The following is a 22,715-nucleotide window of genomic DNA, read 5'->3' on the forward strand; positions in this document are numbered from 1 at the left end:
TCCCTACCCACATCGAGACCGAGAGAAGACTGAGCCATATGGCCACCACTTCGCTTGACCTGGCCAAGGTCCGCAACATTGGGATCATGGCCCACATCGACGCGGGCAAGACGACGACCACCGAGCGCATCCTGTTTTACACCGGTGTGAGCTACAAGATCGGTGAGGTCCACGACGGCGCTGCCACGATGGACTGGATGGAGCAGGAGCAGGAGCGCGGCATCACGATCACGTCCGCCGCGACGACCTGCCACTGGCCGCTCGATGAGGTCGATCACACGATCAACATCATCGACACCCCGGGTCACGTGGACTTCACCGTCGAGGTGGAGCGTTCGCTCCGCGTCCTCGACGGCGCTGTCACCGTGTTCGACGGTGTTGCGGGTGTCGAGCCCCAGTCCGAGACTGTCTGGCGTCAGGCGGACCGCTACGGCGTGCCGCGCATCTGCTTCGTCAACAAGCTCGACCGCACCGGTGCCGAGTTCCACCGCTGTGTCGACATGATCAGCAGCCGCCTTGGCGCGGTGCCGATCGTCATGCAGCTGCCCATCGGTGCCGAGGCCGACTTCAAGGGTGTCGTCGACCTCGTCACCATGAAGGCGTTCGTCTGGTCCGCCGAGGCGACCAAGGGCGAGATGTACGACGTCGTCGACATCCCGGCCACCCACACCGAGGCTGCCGAGGAGTACCGCGGCAAGCTTCTGGAGACGGTTGCCGAGAACGACGAAGAGCTGATGGAGCTGTACCTGGAGGGCACCGAGCCCACCGAGGAGCAGTTGTACGCGGCGATCCGTCGTATCACCATCGCCTCCGGCAAGTCCGATGGCATCACCATCACGCCGGTGTTCTGTGGCACCGCGTTCAAGAACAAGGGCGTTCAGCCCCTGCTCGACGCGGTCGTGCGCTACCTGCCTTCTCCCCTGGACGTCGAGGCCATCGAAGGCCACGACGTCAAGGACCCGGAGCTGGTCGTCAAGCGTCGCCCGTCCGACGACGAGCCGCTGTCGGCTCTTGCGTTCAAGATCGCGAGCGACCCGCACCTGGGCAAGCTCACGTTCATCCGGATCTACTCCGGGCGCCTGAACGCGGGCACCGCGGTCCTGAACTCCGTGAAGGGCCGCAAGGAGCGCATCGGCAAGATCTACCGCATGCACGCGAACAAGCGTGAGGAGATCGAGTCGGTGGGCGCGGGCGACATCGTCGCCGTCATGGGCCTCAAGCAGACCACCACCGGTGAGACGCTCGCGGACGAGAAGAACCCGGTCATCCTGGAGTCCATGGACTTCCCGGCGCCGGTCATTCAGGTCGCGATCGAGCCCAAGTCCAAGGGTGACCAGGAGAAGCTGGGTGTTGCCATCCAGCGTCTCGCGGAGGAGGACCCCTCCTTCCAGGTGCACACCAATGAGGAGACCGGCCAGACCATCATCGGTGGTATGGGCGAGCTTCACCTTGAGGTGCTGGTCGACCGGATGCGCCGCGAGTTCAAGGTCGAGGCCAACGTCGGCAAGCCCCAGGTCGCGTACCGCGAGACGATCCGCAAGGCCGTCGAGCGCGTGGACTACACCCACAAGAAGCAGACCGGTGGTACCGGTCAGTTCGCCAAGGTGCAGATCGCGATCGAGCCGATCGAGGGCGGCGACGCCTCGTACGAGTTCGTGAACAAGGTCACCGGTGGCCGCATCCCCAAGGAGTACATCCCTTCGGTGGACGCGGGCGCGCAGGAGGCCATGCAGTTCGGCATCCTGGCCGGCTACGAGATGACGGGCGTGCGCGTCACGCTCCTCGACGGTGGCTACCACGAGGTCGACTCCTCCGAACTCGCGTTCAAGATCGCCGGTTCGCAGGCCTTCAAGGAGGCCGCGCGTAAGGCGAGCCCCGTGCTTCTTGAGCCGATGATGGCCGTCGAGGTCACCACGCCCGAGGACTACATGGGCGATGTCATCGGTGACATCAACTCCCGCCGTGGCCAGATTCAGGCCATGGAGGAGCGGGCCGGTGCCCGGGTCGTCAAGGGCCTGGTGCCGCTCTCGGAGATGTTCGGCTACGTCGGAGACCTCCGCAGCAAGACCTCGGGTCGCGCAAGCTACTCGATGCAGTTCGACTCCTACGCCGAGGTTCCGCGGAACGTCGCCGAGGAGATCATCGCGAAGGCCAAGGGCGAGTAACTCTTCCGAGTAGACGCTTTAGGCTTATCACCGGAGCCGTTGGGGCATTCCAGCCGATTACGAGAGTTTTCCAAGGAAATGCCCCCGGCCCCGGCATCCCAGCAAAGATCACCTGGCGCCGATGAGTAAGGCGTACAGAACCACTCCCCAGGAGGACCCCAGTGGCGAAGGCGAAGTTCGAGCGGACTAAGCCGCACGTCAACATCGGCACCATCGGTCACATCGACCACGGTAAGACGACCCTCACGGCCGCCATTACCAAGGTGCTGCACGACAAGTACCCGGACCTGAACGAGGCTTCGGCCTTCGACCAGATCGACAAGGCTCCTGAGGAGCGTCAGCGCGGTATCACCATCTCGATCGCGCACGTCGAGTACCAGACGGAGTCGCGTCACTACGCGCACGTCGACTGCCCGGGTCACGCGGACTACATCAAGAACATGATCACCGGTGCGGCGCAGATGGATGGCGCCATCCTGGTGGTCGCCGCCACCGACGGCCCGATGCCGCAGACGAAGGAGCACGTGCTCCTGGCTCGCCAGGTCGGCGTTCCGTACATCGTCGTCGCGCTGAACAAGGCCGACATGGTGGACGACGAGGAGATCCTGGAGCTCGTTGAGCTTGAGGTTCGTGAGCTCCTCTCCGAGTACGAGTTCCCGGGCGACGACCTTCCGGTCGTCAAGGTCTCGGCGCTCAAGGCTCTCGAAGGCGACAAGGAGTGGGGCGAGTCTGTCCTCAACCTGATGGCCGCCGTCGACGAGTCGATCCCGCAGCCTGAGCGCGATGTCGACAAGCCGTTCCTGATGCCGATCGAGGACGTCTTCACGATCACCGGTCGTGGAACCGTCGTCACCGGTCGTATCGAGCGTGGTGTCCTCAAGGTCAACGAGACCGTCGACATCGTCGGCATCAAGACCGAGAAGACCACCACCACGGTCACCGGCATCGAGATGTTCCGCAAGCTGCTCGACGAGGGTCAGGCTGGCGAGAACGTCGGTCTGCTCCTCCGTGGCATCAAGCGCGAGGACGTCGAGCGCGGCCAGGTCATCATCAAGCCCGGTTCGGTTACGCCGCACACCGAGTTTGAGGCCCAGGCGTACATCCTGTCGAAGGACGAGGGTGGCCGTCACACCCCGTTCTTCAACAACTACCGCCCGCAGTTCTACTTCCGTACCACGGACGTGACCGGCGTGGTGACCCTCCCCGAGGGCACCGAGATGGTCATGCCGGGTGACAACACCGTCATGACGGTGAACCTCATCCAGCCCGTCGCCATGGAAGAGGGCCTGAAGTTCGCCATCCGTGAGGGTGGCCGGACCGTGGGCGCCGGCCAGGTCACCAAGATCGTCAAGTAGTTTTGACGGTTTGACCTGGTAGCTCCCAACGAGCACCAAGGAGAGGCCCCGCACCGGAAGGTGTGGGGCCTCTTCGCATGTTCGTGCTTCCGAGCGTGGTGGATCCGGGCCGGTCTCAGACCTTGCTGATCGGACGGGTCTCCTTGGCGACGCCCCGTGCCTGCCAGGACCACGGTCGGGCGTCCGCCCCGATCCCGACGGCCGTGGGCCCGTGGCCCGTCACCATCAGCGCGGGAGTACCCGTGATCACGAAGGGCCCCTTCGGGGACAGGGCCGCCTTCGCGGTACGCAGCCGAGGCCGGCCGCCCAGGTCCTGCTCCAGGAGGACCGGCCCGCCGGGTGTGGCAGCCACGCTCAACGGCCCGTACCCCGTCGCTTCGGTGTGTTGGCGGGACCCGTCCGTGTGGATCGACGTCACGAGTGGGCTCGAAGGCTGCCGGTAGTACAGCCGAACACCGCCGTCGCTCGTCGCCAGCGCGGCGACCGGCCCGCCGGGAGCCGGGAAGCGTACGCCGTGACCATCCGGCGCTGGCGTACGGATCGACACGTCCTGGCCGGGGGACTCCTGCCCCCAGTGCTGGACGGTGTCCCGCCCGGCCGCGAACACGTGCACCCGACCGGCGCGATCCACGACGGCCGCGAGACCGTCCTGGATCTCCTCGCTCAGCAGAATGCGCCAGGCGCTCCAGCCGCCGTCCACGTCCCGTACGCGCGTACTGATCCGCTTGTCGGCGGTGCGCACGAACAAATGGACCCGGCCGTCCGCCGCGGTCACCGCGACCGGGACGCCGATACGCCGTCCGCGATCGTCGTTGTACTCCGGATTGCCCAGCCCCTGCCAGGCCCGGAAGTCGCCGCCCGGGGCACGCTCCTCCAGCAGGACTATCTCGCGCCGGTTCTCCGCGCCACGCCCACCGAGCGCCGCGAACCGCAGCCCGAACAGGAGTTGTCGGCCGTCCTCCAACACCGCCGAGCCCAGCGCGGGAGCCAGCGGTCCACCGCCGAGGTCGTCGGGGGCGCCCCACCGGCCGCTGCCCGGCGCGGTCTCCCGCCAGCGGACGGCACGCAGCCCGAGCACCCCGTACGCGGCCAGGCGCTCCGTCCGCTCCACGGCGACGACCGGTCGCGCACCGGGGTAGCGGTGGTGGGTGGAGCGCACCCATCCCTTGCTGTTCTTCAGCGGACGGTCACCGCTCACGCTGTAGTCACCGCAACCGGATGCGTTGCCGCACTCCCAACCCGGATCACCGCCGTAGGGGACCAGGGCAGCCGCCTTCTCCTTCAACACCCTAGGGGGCAGGTTCTTGGGCCAGTGCCGGTTGTAGTAGCCGCGGAACGCCTGCGCGACGAACCCGGGCACCCGCCCACCGTCCGCCGTGGCCTCAGCGACCCACCGCACCATCGCCGCCCAGCTGAAACAGGCGACGGCCGTGTGGTCCGCGTGGTCGGAGTAGCCGGGCTGCTCGCTGTCGTGCTTGCGGGTGCGCTCGTCACTGTGCTGGATGTCCGGATCGGGGTCGAGCGTCTGGATGACGGTCGGCCGGTACTGCTCCATCAGCCCGACGAGGACGTCGATCAGCCCCTGGTGTCCGTACGAGACGGTCTTGCGCAGGGGCGAGTCCTTGGCGATCACGGTCTGTACGCCGACGCCTCTGTCACGCCACAGACTCGGCAACGCCATCCAGCGGCGGCCGGTGTGCATCGGCAGATTGAGGAAGACCAACTCGACGCGGCGGTGCCCGTTGGTGAGGGTGTTGATCTCGGCGAGCCGATTGCCACGGAGGGAGATGACTCCCTTGGTCCAGTCGCTGAACTTGTCGAGTCCGATCAGCGTCGCGTACGCCTGCCGCAGTCCCTGGTGCCGGGCGGAGGAGTAGCCGGGCCGGTCCTCGGGCCCGTGGTGATGCCGTCCGGGGATCTTGTTGATGCCGGTGTGCTCGCCCGCGCTGACGTACACGGACAGCAGCGGGACCCCCGCGTCCAACAGCCGTTCGGTGTCCGGGTTCATGAAGTACAGATCGTCGTCCGGGTGGGCGACTATCTGCATCAACTGGGCGCGTCGGGAGCTGGCTATGGCCATGCCTGGAGCGGGGTCAGCGGCGGGCACGGGCCGCTGGGGCGCGGGTACGGAACAGCCGCTGAGCGCCCCGGCGGCGATCGAGGTGACACCGAGCGCGGCAAGGATGCTGCGCCGCCGTGGGCTGGTCTTCCGTGTCCGGGCATGCGTCACCTGGGCATGGGCAAGTCCATCGTTCACGTGGGTGTGTGCTCCGTCCGCTTCCCCCCGCAGCGGGCCGGCAAGAAGCCCCCGTCTGCGATGCAGTGGTGTGATTTGAGTGCGAACGGGTTGGTCAGACCCGTTCGCGATCAACTAGACGGATTATCGACATGGAGGGTTGCTCGGCTGGGTACGGGAGGCCCACAGGTGGGACTGCCGCGGGGCTGTCGATGGCCGGGACGCGTGCCGTCCCCGAAGGCGGACGGCGGTAGCCGGACCCACCGTGGACCTCGCTGCGCCACGCTCCGTGCCTGGCAGGCCCGGTGGGCGGGGGTCGGGGCCCGCGCGCTCTGCACGATCGCTGTGACGGCCGTTCTGTTCGATGGCTCTGGCCGGTATCGGGCGGGTGTCTCACCCGCCGCTGCCTGAATCACCCTGGTGATATCCGCCCGGAGCGGATGCCTGCCCCTGCCGTCGGTCGGCGCTGCGGCTTCCCGCGGCGGCGCGGAGCGCCCGTGGGATCGACGCCAGGAAGATCGGATGACCGGGGCCAGTTTCCCGTCCGGCAGCGCCATGGGTCCGGTTCCGGGCCGGGGCCGAGGTCGTGTGTCTTCCTCGTCAACAGACGTCGCGCGATGGCTGAAACCATCAAGAAGGATGGATATCTGCGGCTGGAATCAGCTGCACGTCATGGCGCAACTTCCCCTACATATAGGGGAGTTGCTTCATTTCTAGCCATGTCTGTATCGGATGGGCACTGCATGCACTCTCATGATTCGACCGAATTATCGCAGGTCACGGCATAGGATCCTCCCTAGTTGTCCCTTGGCTACACCCATGGGGGGTTTGTTCATCATGGCTGGGAAGAGACGAGCGGAAATCGGCCGCAGAGGCTTCATTCGCGTAGCGGGAGGGGCGATCGCGGGTGCGGGCGTGGTGGGAGGGGGCACGTTCACCGCTCAGGCCACCGGGCTGTTCGAGCCCTCGCCGGCCGACCCTTTCCAGGGGATGCCTCGTTCGCTCGCGCTGAGCCTGCCCACCGTTCCCGGTGGCACCGAGCCGCCGCTGCCGCCGTTGCCGGACCAGCTCGAAGGCGGTCTTGTCTCACCGCCCCGCGCCCGGTCGATTCCGTACGCCGACGAGCCCGTGGACCCGGGGGCCGCGAGGGCGGCCGTGCCGAAGACCCTTCCGTTCGAGTTCAAGACCGGCGGCTACGAGTGCGCCACCGATCTACCCGAGTACATGCGCCCCTGGCGGGACCGTCCCACCCGCTGGGAGAACGTCACACCCAACACGGAGTACACGTACCTCGACGCCGCGGGCGCCATCATGTACCGCCCGAAGCGGACCGCCCCCGGCTACGACCAGCCGGTCACCCAGGCGCAGTTCGGGCTCGGCTGTATCGCCAGCTATCGCACCGAGACGAACGCCACCCGCAAGGCGCTCTTCCTCAAGCGCGCCAAGGCCCAGGCGAAGCGGCTCATCGACAAGCGCGTCGAGGCCCGGGGTGCCTGGTACTTCCCGTACCCCTTCGACTTCAAGCACGCCAAACACAGCGGCGTCGACTACAAGGCCCCCTGGTACTCCGGCATGGCCCAGGGCGAGGCGATCAGCCTCTTCGTACAACTCGCCGAGCTGAACGGCATCACCAGCAGTGAGCGCACCCTCTACAAGGCTGCCGCCGACGGTGCCTTCGCCTCTCTGCTGCGCGCCGACGACGGCAAGCCGTGGGCAGTGAACCGGGACAAGGACGGCTACCTCTGGATCCAGGAGTACCCGGGGGCGAAGCCCGGCACCGGCGACTACACGTACAACGGCATGATCTTCGCCATGTTCGGGCTCTGGGACTACTTCGTCGCGACGGGCAACCCGCTGGCCCAGGAGCTGTACGACGGCTCGATCGTCACGATCCGCGACCACTTCCCCAATCTGCGCAACAGCCGCTGGTTCTCGTACTACTGCGACACCCACCGGATTCCCGCGCCGACCTACCACCAGCACCACATCAACCTGATGCGGCAACTCCACTGGCAGACCGGCAGCGCGCGCCTGGCCTACCAGCACGACCAGTTGGTCGACGACTTCCCCGCCTTCGGACTGCGCTCGGGCTCCGTCGCGGCGATTGCCGCCGGATCGCACACCCTGTACAAGCTCGACACGCTGGACGCGGCGGGCAACTACGGCTGGCACGAGTCGAAGAAGGACAAGCAGCTAGCGACGAAGAAGGTCACCTTCGCCAGGGCCACCCAGGCGCCGGTCAACATCCGCCGCCGTATCCAGGGACGCGGCATCTACTACCGGATCAACGGCGGCGCGTACAGCGGCTGGTGGATCGGCGAGGCGTACCCGAAGGCATTCCTGCGCGGTGAGTACGTCCCCACGACCTACCACCCTCAGCGCACCGCGACGTTCCCCGCCGGGGTGGACATCACCTGCGTGAAGTTCGGTGCGGACGGGAAGACCGGCACGCTGAAGACGGTGAAGTTCGCGAAGGAGTCCAACGCGCCGTTTGATCGGCGCGCGGTCGTGAACGGCCGGCCCATGATCCGGATCACCGCTGGTGGCCTCAAGGGCTACTGGGCCCCGCTGCCGCTGGTCGCCACCGACGGTCGCTGACCCTCGGGAGCCACGGGCCGCCGTTCTGATCATCGGCACTGGTAACGCGGCGTCGAAGCCCGCTCTCCCCGCACCCCGAGTGTGGGGCGGAGCGGGCTTTCGCCGTGAACCGACGTCCGTCCGCGAGGAGCCCCGGATCGGGTGGCGAGCGCTGGATCCGGTGGCGAGTGGAGGGTCCTTCGGCCTGAGGCTTCCGAGCGGGGCCCGTGTCACCGCAGACGTGGCGCGCCTGCCTCCTCCCACGGCGCCAGCGTGACCCCAGCCAGCCCCCGTACCCAGTCCGCGGACACATCCGTGAGCCGGGCCGCGTCCAACGCCCTGGGGCCGAGGCCGATCGCGTACCGCACCGGGTTGGTCGTGAAGGGGCGCGGCCAGGCGTGGACGGACGAGGCTCCTGCCTCCTCCAAGGCCCGGAGCAGGCCGTGCATCCGGCCCCGTACGCGACCGGTCTGGTCCTCGGGTGCCGTCACGACCAGCCATTGGCGGTGGCGGGAATCCAACGGCGGTACGGCAAGCAGTTCGGGCCAGGGATCGGTGTGCGTCTCCATGACCTCCCAGGCGCGGAACAGTTCCTCCGCGATCAGGTCACGGCCGGCGGTGCTCACCCGTTCCGTACAGGGGCGGACGGGCTCGCTCGGGGTCATGACCGTCAGCGGGAGCTCGGTGTCCGGGCCGCCCACCGCCGTGCGCCAGTCCCAGGCCGCCCAGCTGCCGAAGAAGTGTTTCAGCAGCTCAGGCCCCGATGATGCGCCTTGCTCGCACACGGTACGGGCGGCCAGCACCGCCCAGCCGATGCCCGGGACCCCGCCGAAGGGCGCGGAGTCCAGACCGCGGGCGCGAGCCCATGCCTTCACCTCCCGGGCCAGCCGGGCGAAGGCATCGCGCCGCGCGCCCACCAGGTCCAGAACCGCCTGGGCATCGCTGACCGCACTCAGCGCGACGGCCGCCGATCGGCCCAGCTCGGACCGGCGCGCCACGGCCTCATCGGGAGGGATCTCATCCGTACCGACGACGGCCAGGTCCACCCCCAGCCCGCCGACCCGGAACCGTACGCCCGGCACCCGGGCGCCCTCCACCACCCGGAGGCCGGTGGCCTCCGGTACGGCCGTGGCGAGTCGGTCCCGGACCGCCGCGATCGCGACCTCTCCCGGCAGTGCGGCGATCAGGTCGAGATCGCCGTCGGCCAGGGCGCACCCCAGCCGTCGTGATCCGACCAGATGCACCATGCCCTCCGCGAACACCTCTCGTACCTGACGGGCCGTGGTCTCGACGAAGGGATCGGACAGCGGGCCGAGGTCCGCCTCGACTCCGTAGTGGTCCGAGGCGAAGAGGCCGTCCGCGTCCGGGATGTCTCCCCTGAGCACCACCCGTCGCGCTTCTGCGCCGTGCAGCAGTATTCGGTCCAACCTGCCCGAACCGCCCGTGAGGGAAGACAAGGCCGCCAGCGGGTTGCGGCACGGTTCGAAGGTCGGCGTCTGGTCGTCCGAGCCATGGACCGAGGTCCATGCATCGGTGAGCCCGAGCCTCAACTCCGCGGTGTTGCCGATGTCGTTGAAGTCGCCCAGCACCACTGTCGGGCCCTCCAGCGCGGCCAGCCCGTCAGCCGTCTCGTCCAACTGCCGGACCCGTATGGCAGGACCCTCCGCCGTGTGGTCGCTGGTCAGATGGGTCACCGCGACCGTGACCAGGCCGTAGGGCTCCGACTCCACCACGATCGCCGACAGCGCCTTGTGCGGTCCGAGGACATGGTGTCCGGCTTCTCTCACCGGCAGACGGCTGAGGAGTAGCAGTCCGTACTCGTCCACATCGCGTCCGCCCGGCGCCAGCGTGTAGTCCTTCCGGACCCACTCCGTCGCCCGGATCAACCTGAGGAGTTCCGATGTCACCTCCTGGAGCGCGATCACATCGGCGCCCGCGTTCCGCAGCACTTCGAGGAGCAGCGGTCGGCGCCGTGCGGTGTCCAGGAGTTCGGCGTCGTACCGGTCCCACAGGGTGTTCCAGGTCAGCACGCGCAGAGTCGACGAGCCCGAGCGCGGGACGGCTGTGGCACCCCAGGCGGTGCCGTCCCAGTTCTGGGGAGTGGTCGGCTCGAAGAAGGGGGACGGGAGCCGGCGCGGGGCCTGCATCCGTCCGGCGTCGGTGAGGTCGATACGGTCCACTCCCGTCCGCCGGTCCCACACCACCTCGCCGTCGGCCTCGAAGAACAGCACCCGGTGCCAGGGGACCTCCCCGCCCGGTACGAACGACGTCAGCGGCACCCGCTTGGGCTCGGCGCCGCGCTGCATCACGCCCAGGGTGAATCTGGCCGGATCGAACCGGGCATCCCAGCGCACCCGGTGGTAGAGCCCCTCACTCGTCTGCATGGCCGTCCCCCTCCCCATCCCTGTCCCTGCCGCCGTTCTCGTCGCGGTCCCCGTATGCGTCTTCGACGGTCCCGTCCGGGCCGATGTACCAGGTGCGATGCGCCTGGCCCGGGTACGGGGGCTCGTACCGTCGCAGTTGGGACTCCAGCACCTCGTCCGGCACCGCATGGGCACGACCTTTGTTACGGCGCCTCAACTGTTCCTCGTCCATCACCATGACCGCATGGGTGACCAGCGCATTGCGGCGCCGAGCGATCTTGTGCACCAGCGCGCGCTGGTGTCGATTGATCGAAGTGGCGTCCCAGACGACCGTGCCGCCCGCGGCCAGTGCCCGATCAAGCCGGTCGAGACCGGTCCGCAGCACATCGCTGTTTCCCCGCTGGTCGACACGTGACCCAGCCTCCTCCCGCAGTTCGTCGAGGGATATGACGGTGCCGGCGCCCAGCCCGCGGGCAAAGGTGCTCTTGCCGCTGCCCGACGGGCCGACCATCTGTACCAGGCGGGGGAAGTCACCGTCGCGCCAACGCCAGGTCGCTGCCGCGGCCTCCTCCGGACCGTTGATCCGACCCTCCGAATAGGCGTCCCGCGCCTCGGCCCGGCAGCGGTCCGCCGCATCCGGTGCCAGTTCGTCGAACCGCGGCGGGTCCCAACTGCGGACCTCGTCCGCACACAGCGCTGACCACTCGACCTGCTCCCGCTCCTCCGCGCTCTGCGCGAGCGCCGCGGCAACCGAGTGCAGAACATCGAGGTCAGCGGCGTACGACAGTCGCAACAGACCAGTGCGGCGCTCCTTGTCGGGGTAGGGGCGATGCAGGCCGGGGGCGAGACCGACGACATCCGCGACCCGACGGGCGAGCCGCATCCCCAACGCGGGTCGCAACCTGGCCGCGAGGGTGGATCGGTGTTCCCCGTGCAACAGGGCGGCGAGGACCGCGGTCAACCGCACATCGCCCGAACGCTCCAGTCGCTCCGCCACCTCGGCGAGCAGCCGGTTCGACGCCTGCGAGCCCACGCCGATCGCGTCGGCGAGTTCAGCGGCGTTCGCCGGGCCTCCGGAGCGTACGGACCAGAGCGCGGCAGTTGGCCCCAGACCGTTGGGGACGACCGCCGCATGCATCCAGTGGGTGTCGGTCTGCACATGTCCGGCCCGCACCCACTTGGCCACGGAGTGCGGGAAGTCGCCGGCCGTGAAGCCCTCCACGGTCCGGACGACGTATCCCTCCTGCCGGGACAGATCGAGCCGCAGGGCACGCAAGGCGCGCTCGTCGAAGACGCCCCTCCAGAGAACGGCCGGCACGGGAACCCCCAATCCCCGCAGGAAGGGGACCGTCCTGTCCCAGTTCAGGCAACGCCCTTGCGCGTCCCAGACGGAGAACCCGTAGAAGTAGCCGTCGAGCCGGTCGTACGGGAGGGAATGCCGGGCGTACACGTTCTCGCCGCAGATGCGCCAGCCGGCCGGGATCTCATGGGCGATACGGCTGTGGAGGGCTTTGACCCAGGCCCGTGAGGGATGGTGGGCCGAGTCGAGGGACCTGGCGTGCAGTCCGTCCGTGTACAGCGTGGTGTTCTCGCCGTCGAGCTTCTCGGTGACGACCACTTCACGGCCGATGAGATGCGCCAGATCACCGGTCCGTACATCGTCGGACGTGGCACCCGGCGACCAGGGCAGATGCGGTGTGCGTGGATAGTGCGTCCGCATGATGATCGGCCCCCGGCGCTGACGATGGATGTGCCGGGCCACTGTAGAAGTAGTTGATCAGGGCGATCGAGCGATTTTCCCTTGGAGCCACAGGGAATTCGGCGACGGACACCATCCGGGGCCGAGGTCGGCGGTCAAACCGGAAGAAGACGCGGTTGCCCTTTCTGTCCGTGATCGGGACGCATTCGGGTCTCGCCTGGATATTTGGGCCAGTTCACTCAGGCGATACCTGGATCATTGAAATGCGGAGCATCAGCTGAGGCCAGATGAGGAATGAGAGTTGCTTCATCTTGCCGTAAACGATTCAGAGTCATTGACCCTTGCACTCTGCCAGTCCTAACCTCCACTTGCCGCGGTCACCGGAGACCGGGTTTGCGTGGCGATGCGGTTCTTCATGCCCTCATTTCGGTACTCCAAAATTCCGGATTCGACAGAGGAGCGACAGTGAAAGTCGGCTTATTTACGGTGCGGTCGAGAAAGGGTAGGGCTCTCGCCCTATGGGCGGTGGCGCTCCCCCTCGGGCTGCTCGCCGGTCTGACCACCAGCGCACAGGCGGACGTACAGGACCGGCAGGCCAGGGGTGTGACGAAGGCGGTGGACTTGCCCACATCGCCCGGTGGCCTCAGCGCCCTGGCGGTCACCGACACCACCATCAAGATCGGCTGGACGCCCTCGACCGCGCCGGGCGGAATCGCCTACTACACCGTGTACCGCGACGGGCGCAGCCAGGGAACCACGACGGAAACGAGCTTCACCGCCACCCAACTCAATGTGGCCACGGAATACTCGTTCAGCGTGGTCGCCAGAGGCAACAATGGAGTGGAAGGCTATTCGAGTCAGCACTTCAGGGCGCGTACGACGGGAACGATTCCCGCGCCGCCCGCGTACCCCGTCAAAATGGGCGTCTTTCCCGAAGACGGTCACTGGTCACGGAATTTCGACGTCAAGAACGTCGTGACCAACGGAAGCGCAGGCAAGCTCACTCACCTCACCTACGCATCCGGGAAGATCCAGAACGGTAAATGTGCCGTCGGCGACACCTATCGGGCGCTGGAGCGTACGGTCCCGGCCGAACAGAGCGTCGACGGCCAGGGCGACAGCTGGGACCAGCCGCTCAGCGGTCACATCAACCAGCTGCGAAAGCTGAAGAAGCTGCATCCGCAGCTCAAGATCCTCTGGTCCTTCGGCGGCAGCGAGTACTCGGCGGGCTTCCCACAGGCGCTTCAGAACCCCTCGGCGTTCGCAGCATCCTGTGCCCAGCTCATCAATGACCGTCGGTGGGCGGGGGTCTTCGACGGCATCGACCTGCACTGGGAGCTCCCCGGTACGTGCCCCGTGACCGCTGCCTGCGAGACCGGCGGGCCCCATGCCGTACGGACCCTGGCGCAGGCGGCGCGCACCGCACTGGGCGAGCAACTGGTCACCGCCACGATCTACGGGACCAGCGGCTTGGTGTTCGACAACGCCGACCATGCGGGGGCCGCCCAGCACCTCGACTGGATCAACGTGAAGTCCTACGACTACTACACCCCCACGGGCTACCAGGGCCGTCATGCTTTCCTGCACGCTCCAATGCACGGATGGGTGGACGAGCTCGACAACAACGCCCACCGGACCTATCGCGAGCTGACTGCCCGGGGAGTCCACCCGAACAAGATCGTGTTCGGCGTTGCGTCCCACGCCCGGGGCTGGGAAGGCGTCCGCGACTTCCAGCCCCACGCCTGGGCTTCCGGACCCGCCTACGGCACCTTCGGAGTGGGCTTGGAGGACTACCGGAACATCAAGACGAGGTGCCCCGGTGCCCGGGTGGCCGTGGGACATGCGTACGCCCTCTGCGGGATCGAATGGTGGTCCTACGACAACCCGGCCACGGTGGCGGAGAAGATGGCCTACGCCAAGCAGTACGGCCTGGGCGGCGCCTTCCTGTCCAACCTCCGCGGTGACACGGACAACGCCGAGCTGCTGACCGCGATCGACAGCGGACTGCGGTAGGACGGACGAGGACTGATGAAGGACGCGACGGTCGGGGGACGCGCTTCTCGGCGCGGCTTCCGACCATCGTGCCTGTGCAGCGGTCAGCTGAGCCCAAGCCCGGGCCCCTAGCCCACAAGGGTGAGCGTGAGCACCCTTGTATCAAGCCCAGAGCATCTGTTATGACCAGCGGGTTTTCTTTCCGCCAACGTGCGCTGAAGAACCCAACGCCCCTTTCCCGACCCTCTAGCGTGACCGCCGGAAGCACACCGGACGAGGGGGACGGGCATGACCGGGACAGGGGCGGACCCATGGCAGGAACTGTTACATCTGGCGGGACAGCCCCGCACGGACAGCACGGGTACGGGCATGTCGCTCGCGTCCGTCGCCGGCTCTCCTGGTGAACCGGGAGCCAAAGGCGCGACGGGAGACCTCAAGCACGAGGCCCAGCCCTGGACTTCGGCGGCCACCGCAGCCGCAGTGCTGCGCACCAACACCGCGAGCGCCAACGCCAAGCTCGGAGCGGCACACAGCGGAGTTGATACGGGTACGGCAGGACTCGCGAGCCTCGGAGCGCTGAGAGCCGTCCTCACATCCTGGGAGAAGCGGCTGGGAGCCGTACGTGATGAATGCGGCTCCCTGGCACCGGTCCTCAAACAGGTCGCCACGGATCAGGGCGAGCACGAGAAGGCCGTGAAGTCGTCCTTCCAGAAGGCCGCCCCGCCCGCTGAGAAGGGCAGGTAGCAGCCGTGCTGACCTGGCAGACGCTGCGTGATCTCAAGCTGTCCGAGTTAGAGGGCGCGGCCGACGGTTGGGGAGTGGCCAGCAACCAGGCCGACGCCGCCCGGGACCGCATCAGCAATCAGATGATCAATGCGCTGGCCGAATCCCAAGTCGGAGAGGCGGCCGATGCAGCACTGGGGCGCCTCAAACAACTCGACCGCAACTTCGAGTACGCGTACACGGAATGCGGTCTGATCCGTACGACCCTGAACGCGCTCGCCCACGAACTGGGCGAGGAACAGCGACGGCTCAATCTCGCCCTGGAAGACGCGACGAACCGCAAGTTCACCGTCCACGCCGACGGCTCGGTCAGCTATCCCGCGGGCGGCAACAACATCCTGGACCAGCCGGCCGCCGGCGGCACCACCCGCCGCCTCGGAGTCCTCGAACAACCGTCCCCGCTGATCGGCCCCAACCCGCACCAGGCCGAGGCCCAGCGGATCGCCGATGCCATCGGGGACGCTACCCGCAACGCCAATGAGATCGACGGCCGCTTCAGCCGCATCCTGGCCGCGCTGAAAGCCCCACCGGGTCTCGCCGTGACCAAGGCCACCTGGACGGACGCGGCACACGACGCAGCAGCCGTCCGGACAGCGGCGAAGGGATACCTCCCGGAGGCCATCCCGGACTGCGGAACCCCGGCCGCCCGCAAGGGATGGTGGGACGGCCTCACCCAGGAACACCGCGAAGAACTCCTGGCGACCTACCCGGACCGCATCGGCAACCTGGACGGAATCCCGGCTGAGATCAGGGACACGGCGAACAGGGACAACCTCCAACTCTTGATCGGCAAACTGGAGGGGCAGCCGGACGAGCGCTCACAGAACCAACTGGCGGGGCTGAAGAGCATCGACGAACAGCTGCGTGCCCAACCGAAGCCGGGTGTGCCGCCGATGTACCTGCTGGGGATCGGGGACGAGGGGTTGGGGCGGGCCATTGTGTCTTTCGGCAACCCGGACACCATGAAGAATGTATCGGCCTACGTTCCTGGGTTGGCGACTTCCCTTGATGCGGACTTCGCCAGAAATGACATCCAGCGGGCGCGGGACACCGCAATGAACACCGCTCGCCTGGGTGCTCCGAGTGCGTCGATCGTGTGGCTCGGGTATGACCCTCCGCAGCTTCCAGCGGAGAAGGTCCTCGACAACCTGGCTGTGGCAAGTGACAGGGATGCGCGAGCAGGCGCACCGGCATACAACGAATTCATGGCCGGCCTAAGCGCTACCAATCAGCACGGCGATCCTCATATGACAGCTATTGGTCATTCCTACGGCTCCCTCACCGTGGGCATGGCAGCTCAGAGGGAGGGAGGCATCCCGGGCGCGGACAACATCATTCTGGTTGGCAGTCCCGGTACGGGGGCGCAGACGGCCGAGGACTTGGGTGTGTCCAGTGATCGGGTCTATGTAGGTGCGGCCGAGAACGACCCGGTCACCAGGGCCCCCGATCAGAACTCTTCCAAGGGGCTTCAGGCCGGCGCACTCATCGGAAGTGTGACTCCTTTGGGCCCTGTCATCGGAGGGGCCAGCGGCTTCCTCGTCGGGAATGTCGCAACAGATGGGAGCCAGATCTACTACGGGACCGACCCCGCTCACGCGGACTTTGGCGCCCGGCGATTCAGAGTTGACGACGGCCCGGGTATGCACCTCGACAATGGTGTCCAGATGCCAGCGCACTCCAACTACTTCAATCCCAAGAAGGACTGGGAGTCCGCGAACAACATCGCACTGATTGTCGCCGGCCAGGGGTCCGCGATCACCACTCAGGAGCATCGATGAGGGTAGCCAGGACGGCTGTGGCCGTCGTGTTGGCCATGAGTTTGGCGGGTTGTGGGGTGTCCGATGGCGAAGGAAGCGGCAGGGACAAGGTGAGCAAAATCAGTTTGCAGGAGGCTGCTGAGCAGGCTGACGCGATCATCATGGGCACCATGAGTTCGGTTCGGCCCGCGGTGAACTGGGTGCACGATGCCTCCACGGAGAGTGGCTGCGACTCTTACACCATTGACGGCAAAGAGACAGGCTCGGCTACACGTCGCGTGGCAGTGATGACCGTGATCTCCGAAGCCAGACGCGGCAGCCTACTGGGAGTGATCGAGCGGTACTGGAAGGAGAAGGGCTACAAGATCACCGGGGTCAACCGAAACAAGACCTTTCCAGCGATCTACGCCAGTACCCCCGAGGACTTCCGCTTGGTTGCCATGGTGGGGAAGAAGGGGCAATTCTTCTTCGGGATCACAACTCCCTGCTTCATCAACTCCGAGGTGGAAGCCCCTAAGACCACCCCCAACGGCACCCCCTTCGAAGGCTCCGTCGTCCCCGACCCGTACGTCCGGTCCGACTTCTGGTCCGCCACCACGAGCATCCCCTCGACTTCGCCCACCAGATAGGCGCAGCCCACCGCAGCCTTCCCCGTAGGAAAGAGCGTGACATGCGCGCGTTGGCGAGATTCGGCCACCGCCGAGGCCAAAAACCGTCTGCTGTGGTTGAGTCGTGGCCTCCTACGGTGCTGGTAGAGGTCGGGTAGGTCGGAGCGCCTGAGCCTGGCTCGCGGGGGCGACGGGGGAGCTAAGTCATGGGTATCGGTGATCTGGTCAGCGATCTGACCCCAGATGTGGTTGAGGACGCCGTAGAGGACGCCACCGAGTGGGCGGGCGACCGGGTCGAGGACGCCGGGGACTGGACGGCGGACCGGCTCAAGGACGTGGGATGGGACTCGGGCGCCGACTGGGTGCGGGAAAAGTCCCGGTCGCTCGCCAACCGAATGGGTGCCGAGGTCGATGAACTCGACCTGGGGCAGACGGACGACAAGACCAAACTCATCTACGGCTCTCCGTCCAAACTCCGCTCCACCGCAGCTCATCTGAAGGACTTCCAGAAATCTTTCACGACGGTGGCCCAGGGTCTGAAGGGCTTGGACTCGTCCTCGGTGAAGGGGGAGGCGGCGGAGGCGTTCCGGGAGACGGTGGCGATCGAACCGCCGAAGTGGCTCAAGGGCGCAGACGCGTACGGGGATGCCGCAGGTGCCCTGGAGGCGTTCGCGTCGACCGTCGAGTGGGCGCAGGGGCAGGCACAGACGGCGATCGAGAAGTGGAAGGCCGGCACCAAGGCGTCCGAAGACGCGTGGGACGCGCACAAGGCGAAGCACGAGACCTTCAACCGGGCCGCCGAGGCGTACAACGCGATGGCCCCCGACCAACGAGACCCCTCGTCGCTGCCGCCGCGCCCGGGCGAGTTCAAGGACCCGGGTACGGCGCTGATGAAAGAGGCTCAGGAACTCCTCGGCGAAGCCCGCAAACAGCGCAACAGCGCCGCGGAGACCGCGCGTACCGCGGTGCGCGCAGCACGCGACGCGGCGCCGCCGAAGCCCTCGTACCACGAGCAGGCGGTGAGCGGACTCAACGAGATGGAGGTGATCCAGTCCCACTTCGTCGGCGGGGTCATCAAAGGCACGGCGGGGCTGGTGAACTTCGTCCGAAGCGTCAACCCGCTCGACCCCTACAACCTCACGCACCCGGCCGAGTACGCGCTGGCGTTGAACAACACCGCGGCCGGTCTGGTGCAGGTGGCGAACGACCCGTGGGGCGCCGGCAAGCAGATGGTCACCGGCTTCATGAAGGACCCGGCCGAGGGCATCGGCCGTCTGGTGCCCGATCTGCTGCTCACCGCAGCCACGGGCGGCGGCGGCGCAGCGGTCAAGGGAGCCAGGGTCGCCAAGGAGGCGGCGGACCTCGCAGCCGATGCCAGTCGCGCCCGCAAGGCGGTCGACGATGCTCCGGAAGGCACCCACAACCGCCAGGACGGCCAACGCACCACCACCAACACCGATCCGGTCGACCTCGCCTCGGGGCGGATGTTCCTGCCGCAGACCGATGTGATGCTGCCCGGGGCCCTGCCGCTGCTGTTCACCCGTCGAGTCGAGTCGGGCTACCGTGCAGGCCGTTTCTTCGGGCCCTCCTGGTCCTCCACGGTCGACGAACGCCTTGAGGTCGACGCCGCAGGAGTCATCCATGTCACCGCAGACGGGCTCCTACTGACCTATCCGCACCCCGTCCCCGGACTGCCCACTCTTCCCGAGAGCGGCATCAGCCGCTGCACCCTTGCTCGGGACGAAGCCGGCGACTACACGATCACCGACCCGGACAGTGGACTGACGCGTCACTTCACCGCACCACCTGGTGGTGAACCCGGGGACGACGGTGACGCCTGGCTGGTTCAGATCTCCGACCGCAACCAGAACACCATCACCTTCGACCGCACCCCCGACGGCGTACCGCTCGCACTCGTCCACTCGGCTGGTCACCGTCTTGCCCTGTCCCTGGACGAAGACCGAGTCACCTCACTCGCACTCGACGCCCCGGACGGACCGCACCCGGTCATGTCCTACGGGTATGACGACGGGAACCTGACCACCGTCACCAAGCCTTCCGGTGCCACGCTCACCTTCACGTACGACGACCGGCGTCGGATCATCACGTGGATCGACTCCAACCGCAGCCGCTACGACTACGTCTACGACGAACAGGACCGGGTGATCGGCGAGGGCGGTGAAGCGGGTCACTACCAACTGACCATCGCCTACGGCCTCCCGGACTCCGCGACCGGCCATCGCACCACCGCCCTCACCACCGCCGACGGTCACACCACCCGGCATCTCATCGACACCAACTGCCGTGTCCTCGCCACCACCGACCCGCTCGGCCACACGACCCGGTTCACCTACGACGGCCGCGGTCGAGCACTCACCCGCACCGATCCGCTGGGCCGTACCACCGCCTTCCGCTACGACACGGACGGCCGACTCGCCACCGTCGTACGGGCGGACGGCGGCGAGTTGACGACGACGCGCAATGCGCTGGGGCTCCCCGTCACCCTCCTCGGTCCGGATGGAGCACGTTGGGCCCAGGAGTACGACGATCGGGGCAACCGCACCGCGCTCACCGATCCGGCCGGTCACACCACCAGCTACGGCTATGACCCCCACGGCCGTCTCACGTCGGTCACCGATGCGCTCGGCGCGGTTTCCACGGTTCGGTGCGATGCCGCGGGACTGCTGCTGGAGGTCACCGATCCGCTCGGCGGCACCACCCGTATCGAGCGCGACCCCTTCGGCCGACCGATACGGGCGACGGATGCTCTCGGTGCGATCACGACCCTTCGATGGACCGTCGACGGCCAGCTCTCCCACCGCACCAGCCCGGACGGAACCAGCGAGTCCTGGACATACGACGGAGAGGGCAACCGGACCAGCCACACCGACCCCCTCGGCCAGACCACCCGCTTCGAACACACCCACTTCGACGTCATGTCCGCCCGCGTCGACCCCGACGGGGTGCGCTACGAGTTCCAGCACGACCGCGAGCTGCGCCTCACCCAGGTCACCAATCCACAGGGGCTGAACTGGTCCTACACCTACGACCCGGCCGGGCGGCTCACCTCCGAAACCGACTTCGACGGCCGCACGCTCACCTACAGCCTCGACCCGGCCGGGCAACTCGCGGCGCGTACGACGCCGCTCGGTGCGCGCGTCGCCTACGAACACGACTCCGTCGGGCAGGTCATCCGCAAGGACGCGGCGGGGGAGGTGACCGAGTACACGCATGACCGCGCCGGACGCCTGCTCAGGGCCAGCAGCCCGGACGGCGAACTGGTCTTCCAGTACGACCGCCGAGGACTTGCCAAGACCGAACAGTTCAACGGCCTCGCCACCACCTACACCTACGACGCGCTGGGTCGCCGAACGCGCCGGACGACTCCGAGCGGCCGGGCCACTACCTACGACTATGACCCAGCTGGCCGTCCCACCCTGCTGACCAGTGGTGACCATCGCATCACCTTCACCCACGATGCTGCCGGGCGGGAGCTGGAGCGCACCTTCGGCGACATGCTGCGCACCGCTTCCACGTGGGACGAAGCCGGCCGGCTCGCCACCGAGATCTCCACCGCCGGCGAACGCGTCCTCAACCGCCGCGCCTACGCCTACCGTGCCGACGGCTACCTCACCTCACTCGACGACGACCTTCGCGGCACCCAGCGCTTCGACCTCGACCCGGCGGGCAGGGTCACCTCGGTCACCGCCGCGAACTGGACCGAGACGTACGCGTACGACGAAGCCGGCAACCAGACGGCTGCCTCCTGGCCCACGACGCACCCCGGCCAGGAAGCCACCGGGCCCCGCGCCTACGCCGGGACCAACCTCACCCGGGCCGGGAACGTCCGCTACGAGCACGATTCGGCGGGCCGCATCACCCTGCGCCAGAAGACCCGCCTCTCCCGCAGGCCCGACACCTGGCGCTACACCTGGAACGCGGAGGACCGCCTCACCGCCGTCACCACCCCGGACGGCACCCGCTGGCGCTACCGCTATGACCCGCTGGGCCGGCGCACCGCCAAACAGCGGCTCGCACCGGATGGTGATTCGGTCGTCGAGGAGACGCGTTTCAGCTGGGACGGCACCACTCTGGCCGAACAGATCACCACCTCGAACGATCTGCCCCACCCCGTCGCCCTCACCTGGGACCACCAGGGACGCCGCCCGCTCGCCCAGACCGAACGCATCCTCACCGCGGACGCCTCCCAGGACACGATCGACGAGCGGTTCTTCGCCATCACCACCGACCTCGTCGGCACCCCCAGTGAGCTCATCGACGAGTCGGGCACGATCGCCTGGTACAGCCGGGCGACCCTCTGGGGCACCACGACCTGGAACCGGGACGCGACCACCTACACGCCCCTACGCTTCCCCGGCCAGTACCACGACCCCGAAACCGGGCTCCACTACAACTACTTCCGCCACTACGACCCCGAAACCGCCCGCTACCTCACCCCGGACCCCCTCGGCCTCACCCCCGCCCCCAATCCGACCACCTACCCGCACAACCCCCACACCTGGACGGATCCGCTCGGACTATCGCCCTGTCCGGCGGAGCAGGATCGGCGGCCACAACCCCCCTCGCATGGTGAGGGGAAGGGCGAAGCGTGGGCAAAGAGTGTTACCCAGACAGGTAGGAGCGATAATTCCCAGGTAATCTCTGGGCATGGGTACTATCAATTCGGGTCGGGAGATATGGTTGTTCCGTCGGGGACCTGGCTGAAGTTTTATGTCGAGGACGGTGCGCGACTTGGTGACAGATTTGCTCACGATATTGAAACGGGAGGAAATCATCCGCCCGTAGAGACGTTCGGTCCTGGTAAGAGTTTGCCCAACTATACGGTTGACGTTCCGAAGAACCTGGCGATCAGCAGCAAGTCGATCACGGTGGATTCTCCGACGTTTCTGAGTGAAATCGTTAGGGACGGAATGGGTGCAGTGCATGTTTTGATTTGCCGCGAACACGTTAGGCCAAGGTGAGAAGTGTGACCTATTTCCCCGATCTGAGCCCCTATGAGTACACGGAATCTCAGCCCGCAATGCTGAACGTGGGTTGGCTAGATGAGATTCACCCATATGTGACTGGAGCTGCGCCCGAGGGCCTAGTTGAGGCGCTCGCTGTGTTGGGTACGGGTGCGGAGAACATTCAGCGTGGTATGCATTTCTGTGAATTGTGTC

At 67.0% G+C, this 22,715-nt stretch carries 11 protein-coding genes; 8 read left to right on the forward strand and 3 right to left on the reverse strand.

Going from position 1 to position 22,715, the window contains the following annotated elements:
- Positions 1–38 precede the first annotated feature (38 nt).
- Both fusA and tuf read left to right on the forward strand, forming a co-directional pair.
- A complete protein-coding gene (fusA, locus tag ACFXJL_RS28015; protein WP_358880963.1) occupies positions 39–2,165 on the forward strand; it encodes an elongation factor G in 2,127 nt (708 codons plus the stop codon).
- 161 nt (positions 2,166–2,326) lie between these two features.
- The gene (gene tuf / locus ACFXJL_RS28020) at positions 2,327–3,520 is read left to right on the forward strand and encodes an elongation factor Tu (RefSeq protein WP_347728023.1); all 1,194 of its coding nucleotides are present in this window, start codon (positions 2,327–2,329) and stop codon (positions 3,518–3,520) included.
- Between the two features lie 115 nt (positions 3,521–3,635).
- Here the strand turns inward: tuf and ACFXJL_RS28025 are convergent, their stop codons facing one another.
- Entirely contained in the window at positions 3,636–5,750 is a 2,115-nt protein-coding gene (locus tag ACFXJL_RS28025; RefSeq protein ID WP_384696985.1) for a PIG-L family deacetylase, read from the reverse strand.
- Positions 5,751–6,593: 843 nt separating this feature from the next.
- On the opposite strand from ACFXJL_RS28025, the gene ACFXJL_RS28030 reads away from it, so the two are divergent.
- Positions 6,594–8,354: a D-glucuronyl C5-epimerase family protein gene (locus ACFXJL_RS28030; protein WP_358876494.1), complete on the forward strand. Its 1,761-nt coding sequence runs from the start codon at positions 6,594–6,596 to the stop codon at positions 8,352–8,354.
- Positions 8,355–8,563: 209 nt separating this feature from the next.
- Here the strand turns inward: ACFXJL_RS28030 and ACFXJL_RS28035 are convergent, their stop codons facing one another.
- Positions 8,564–10,717: a poly(A) polymerase gene (locus ACFXJL_RS28035; RefSeq protein WP_384696927.1), complete on the reverse strand. Its 2,154-nt coding sequence runs from the start codon at positions 10,715–10,717 to the stop codon at positions 8,564–8,566.
- Complete coding sequence (locus ACFXJL_RS28040) at positions 10,704–12,416, reverse strand: RNA ligase family protein (RefSeq protein WP_384696930.1); 1,713 nt, start codon at positions 12,414–12,416, stop codon at positions 10,704–10,706. The genes ACFXJL_RS28035 and ACFXJL_RS28040 overlap by 14 nt, the downstream gene beginning before the upstream one ends.
- A gap of 504 nt (positions 12,417–12,920) precedes the next feature.
- Here ACFXJL_RS28040 and ACFXJL_RS28045 point away from each other — a divergent pair.
- The 5 genes from ACFXJL_RS28045 (at position 12,921) to ACFXJL_RS28065 (ending at position 22,517) form a co-directional block, all read left to right on the forward strand.
- The gene (locus tag ACFXJL_RS28045; protein WP_384696933.1) at positions 12,921–14,408 is read left to right on the forward strand and encodes a glycosyl hydrolase family 18 protein; all 1,488 of its coding nucleotides are present in this window, start codon (positions 12,921–12,923) and stop codon (positions 14,406–14,408) included.
- A 267-nt stretch (positions 14,409–14,675) separates the two neighbouring features.
- Positions 14,676–15,131, forward strand: a complete 456-nt coding sequence (locus ACFXJL_RS28050; protein ID WP_384631782.1) for a hypothetical protein — start codon at positions 14,676–14,678, stop codon at positions 15,129–15,131.
- A 5-nt stretch (positions 15,132–15,136) separates the two neighbouring features.
- On the forward strand, positions 15,137–16,948 hold the full coding sequence (locus ACFXJL_RS28055; RefSeq protein WP_384696938.1) for an alpha/beta hydrolase: 1,812 nt from the start codon (positions 15,137–15,139) through the stop codon (positions 16,946–16,948).
- A gap of 266 nt (positions 16,949–17,214) precedes the next feature.
- The gene (locus tag ACFXJL_RS28060; protein WP_384696941.1) at positions 17,215–17,556 is read left to right on the forward strand and encodes a hypothetical protein; all 342 of its coding nucleotides are present in this window, start codon (positions 17,215–17,217) and stop codon (positions 17,554–17,556) included.
- Positions 17,557–17,741: 185 nt separating this feature from the next.
- A complete protein-coding gene (locus tag ACFXJL_RS28065; protein ID WP_384696944.1) occupies positions 17,742–22,517 on the forward strand; it encodes a putative T7SS-secreted protein in 4,776 nt (1,591 codons plus the stop codon).
- Positions 22,518–22,715: the final 198 nt, after the last annotated feature.

The sequence above is a fragment of the Streptomyces sp. NPDC059256 genome (assembly GCF_042753785.1).
Taxonomy (GTDB): domain Bacteria; phylum Actinomycetota; class Actinomycetes; order Streptomycetales; family Streptomycetaceae; genus Streptomyces.

Excerpts from the sequence above, each read along its gene's own strand:
- fusA (WP_358880963.1), top strand. The coding sequence starts at position 39 with ATGGCCACCACTTCGCTTGACCTGGCCAAGGTCCGCAACATTGGGATC.
- ACFXJL_RS28030 (WP_358876494.1), top strand. The coding sequence starts at position 6,594 with ATGGCTGGGAAGAGACGAGCGGAAATCGGCCGCAGAGGCTTCATTCGC.
- ACFXJL_RS28035 (WP_384696927.1), bottom strand. The coding sequence starts at position 10,717 with ATGCAGACGAGTGAGGGGCTCTACCACCGGGTGCGCTGGGATGCCCGG.
- ACFXJL_RS28040 (WP_384696930.1), bottom strand. The coding sequence starts at position 12,416 with ATGCGGACGCACTATCCACGCACACCGCATCTGCCCTGGTCGCCGGGT.
- ACFXJL_RS28050 (WP_384631782.1), top strand. The coding sequence starts at position 14,676 with ATGACCGGGACAGGGGCGGACCCATGGCAGGAACTGTTACATCTGGCG.
- ACFXJL_RS28060 (WP_384696941.1), top strand. The coding sequence starts at position 17,215 with ATGACCGTGATCTCCGAAGCCAGACGCGGCAGCCTACTGGGAGTGATC.
- ACFXJL_RS28065 (WP_384696944.1), top strand. The coding sequence starts at position 17,742 with ATGGGTATCGGTGATCTGGTCAGCGATCTGACCCCAGATGTGGTTGAG.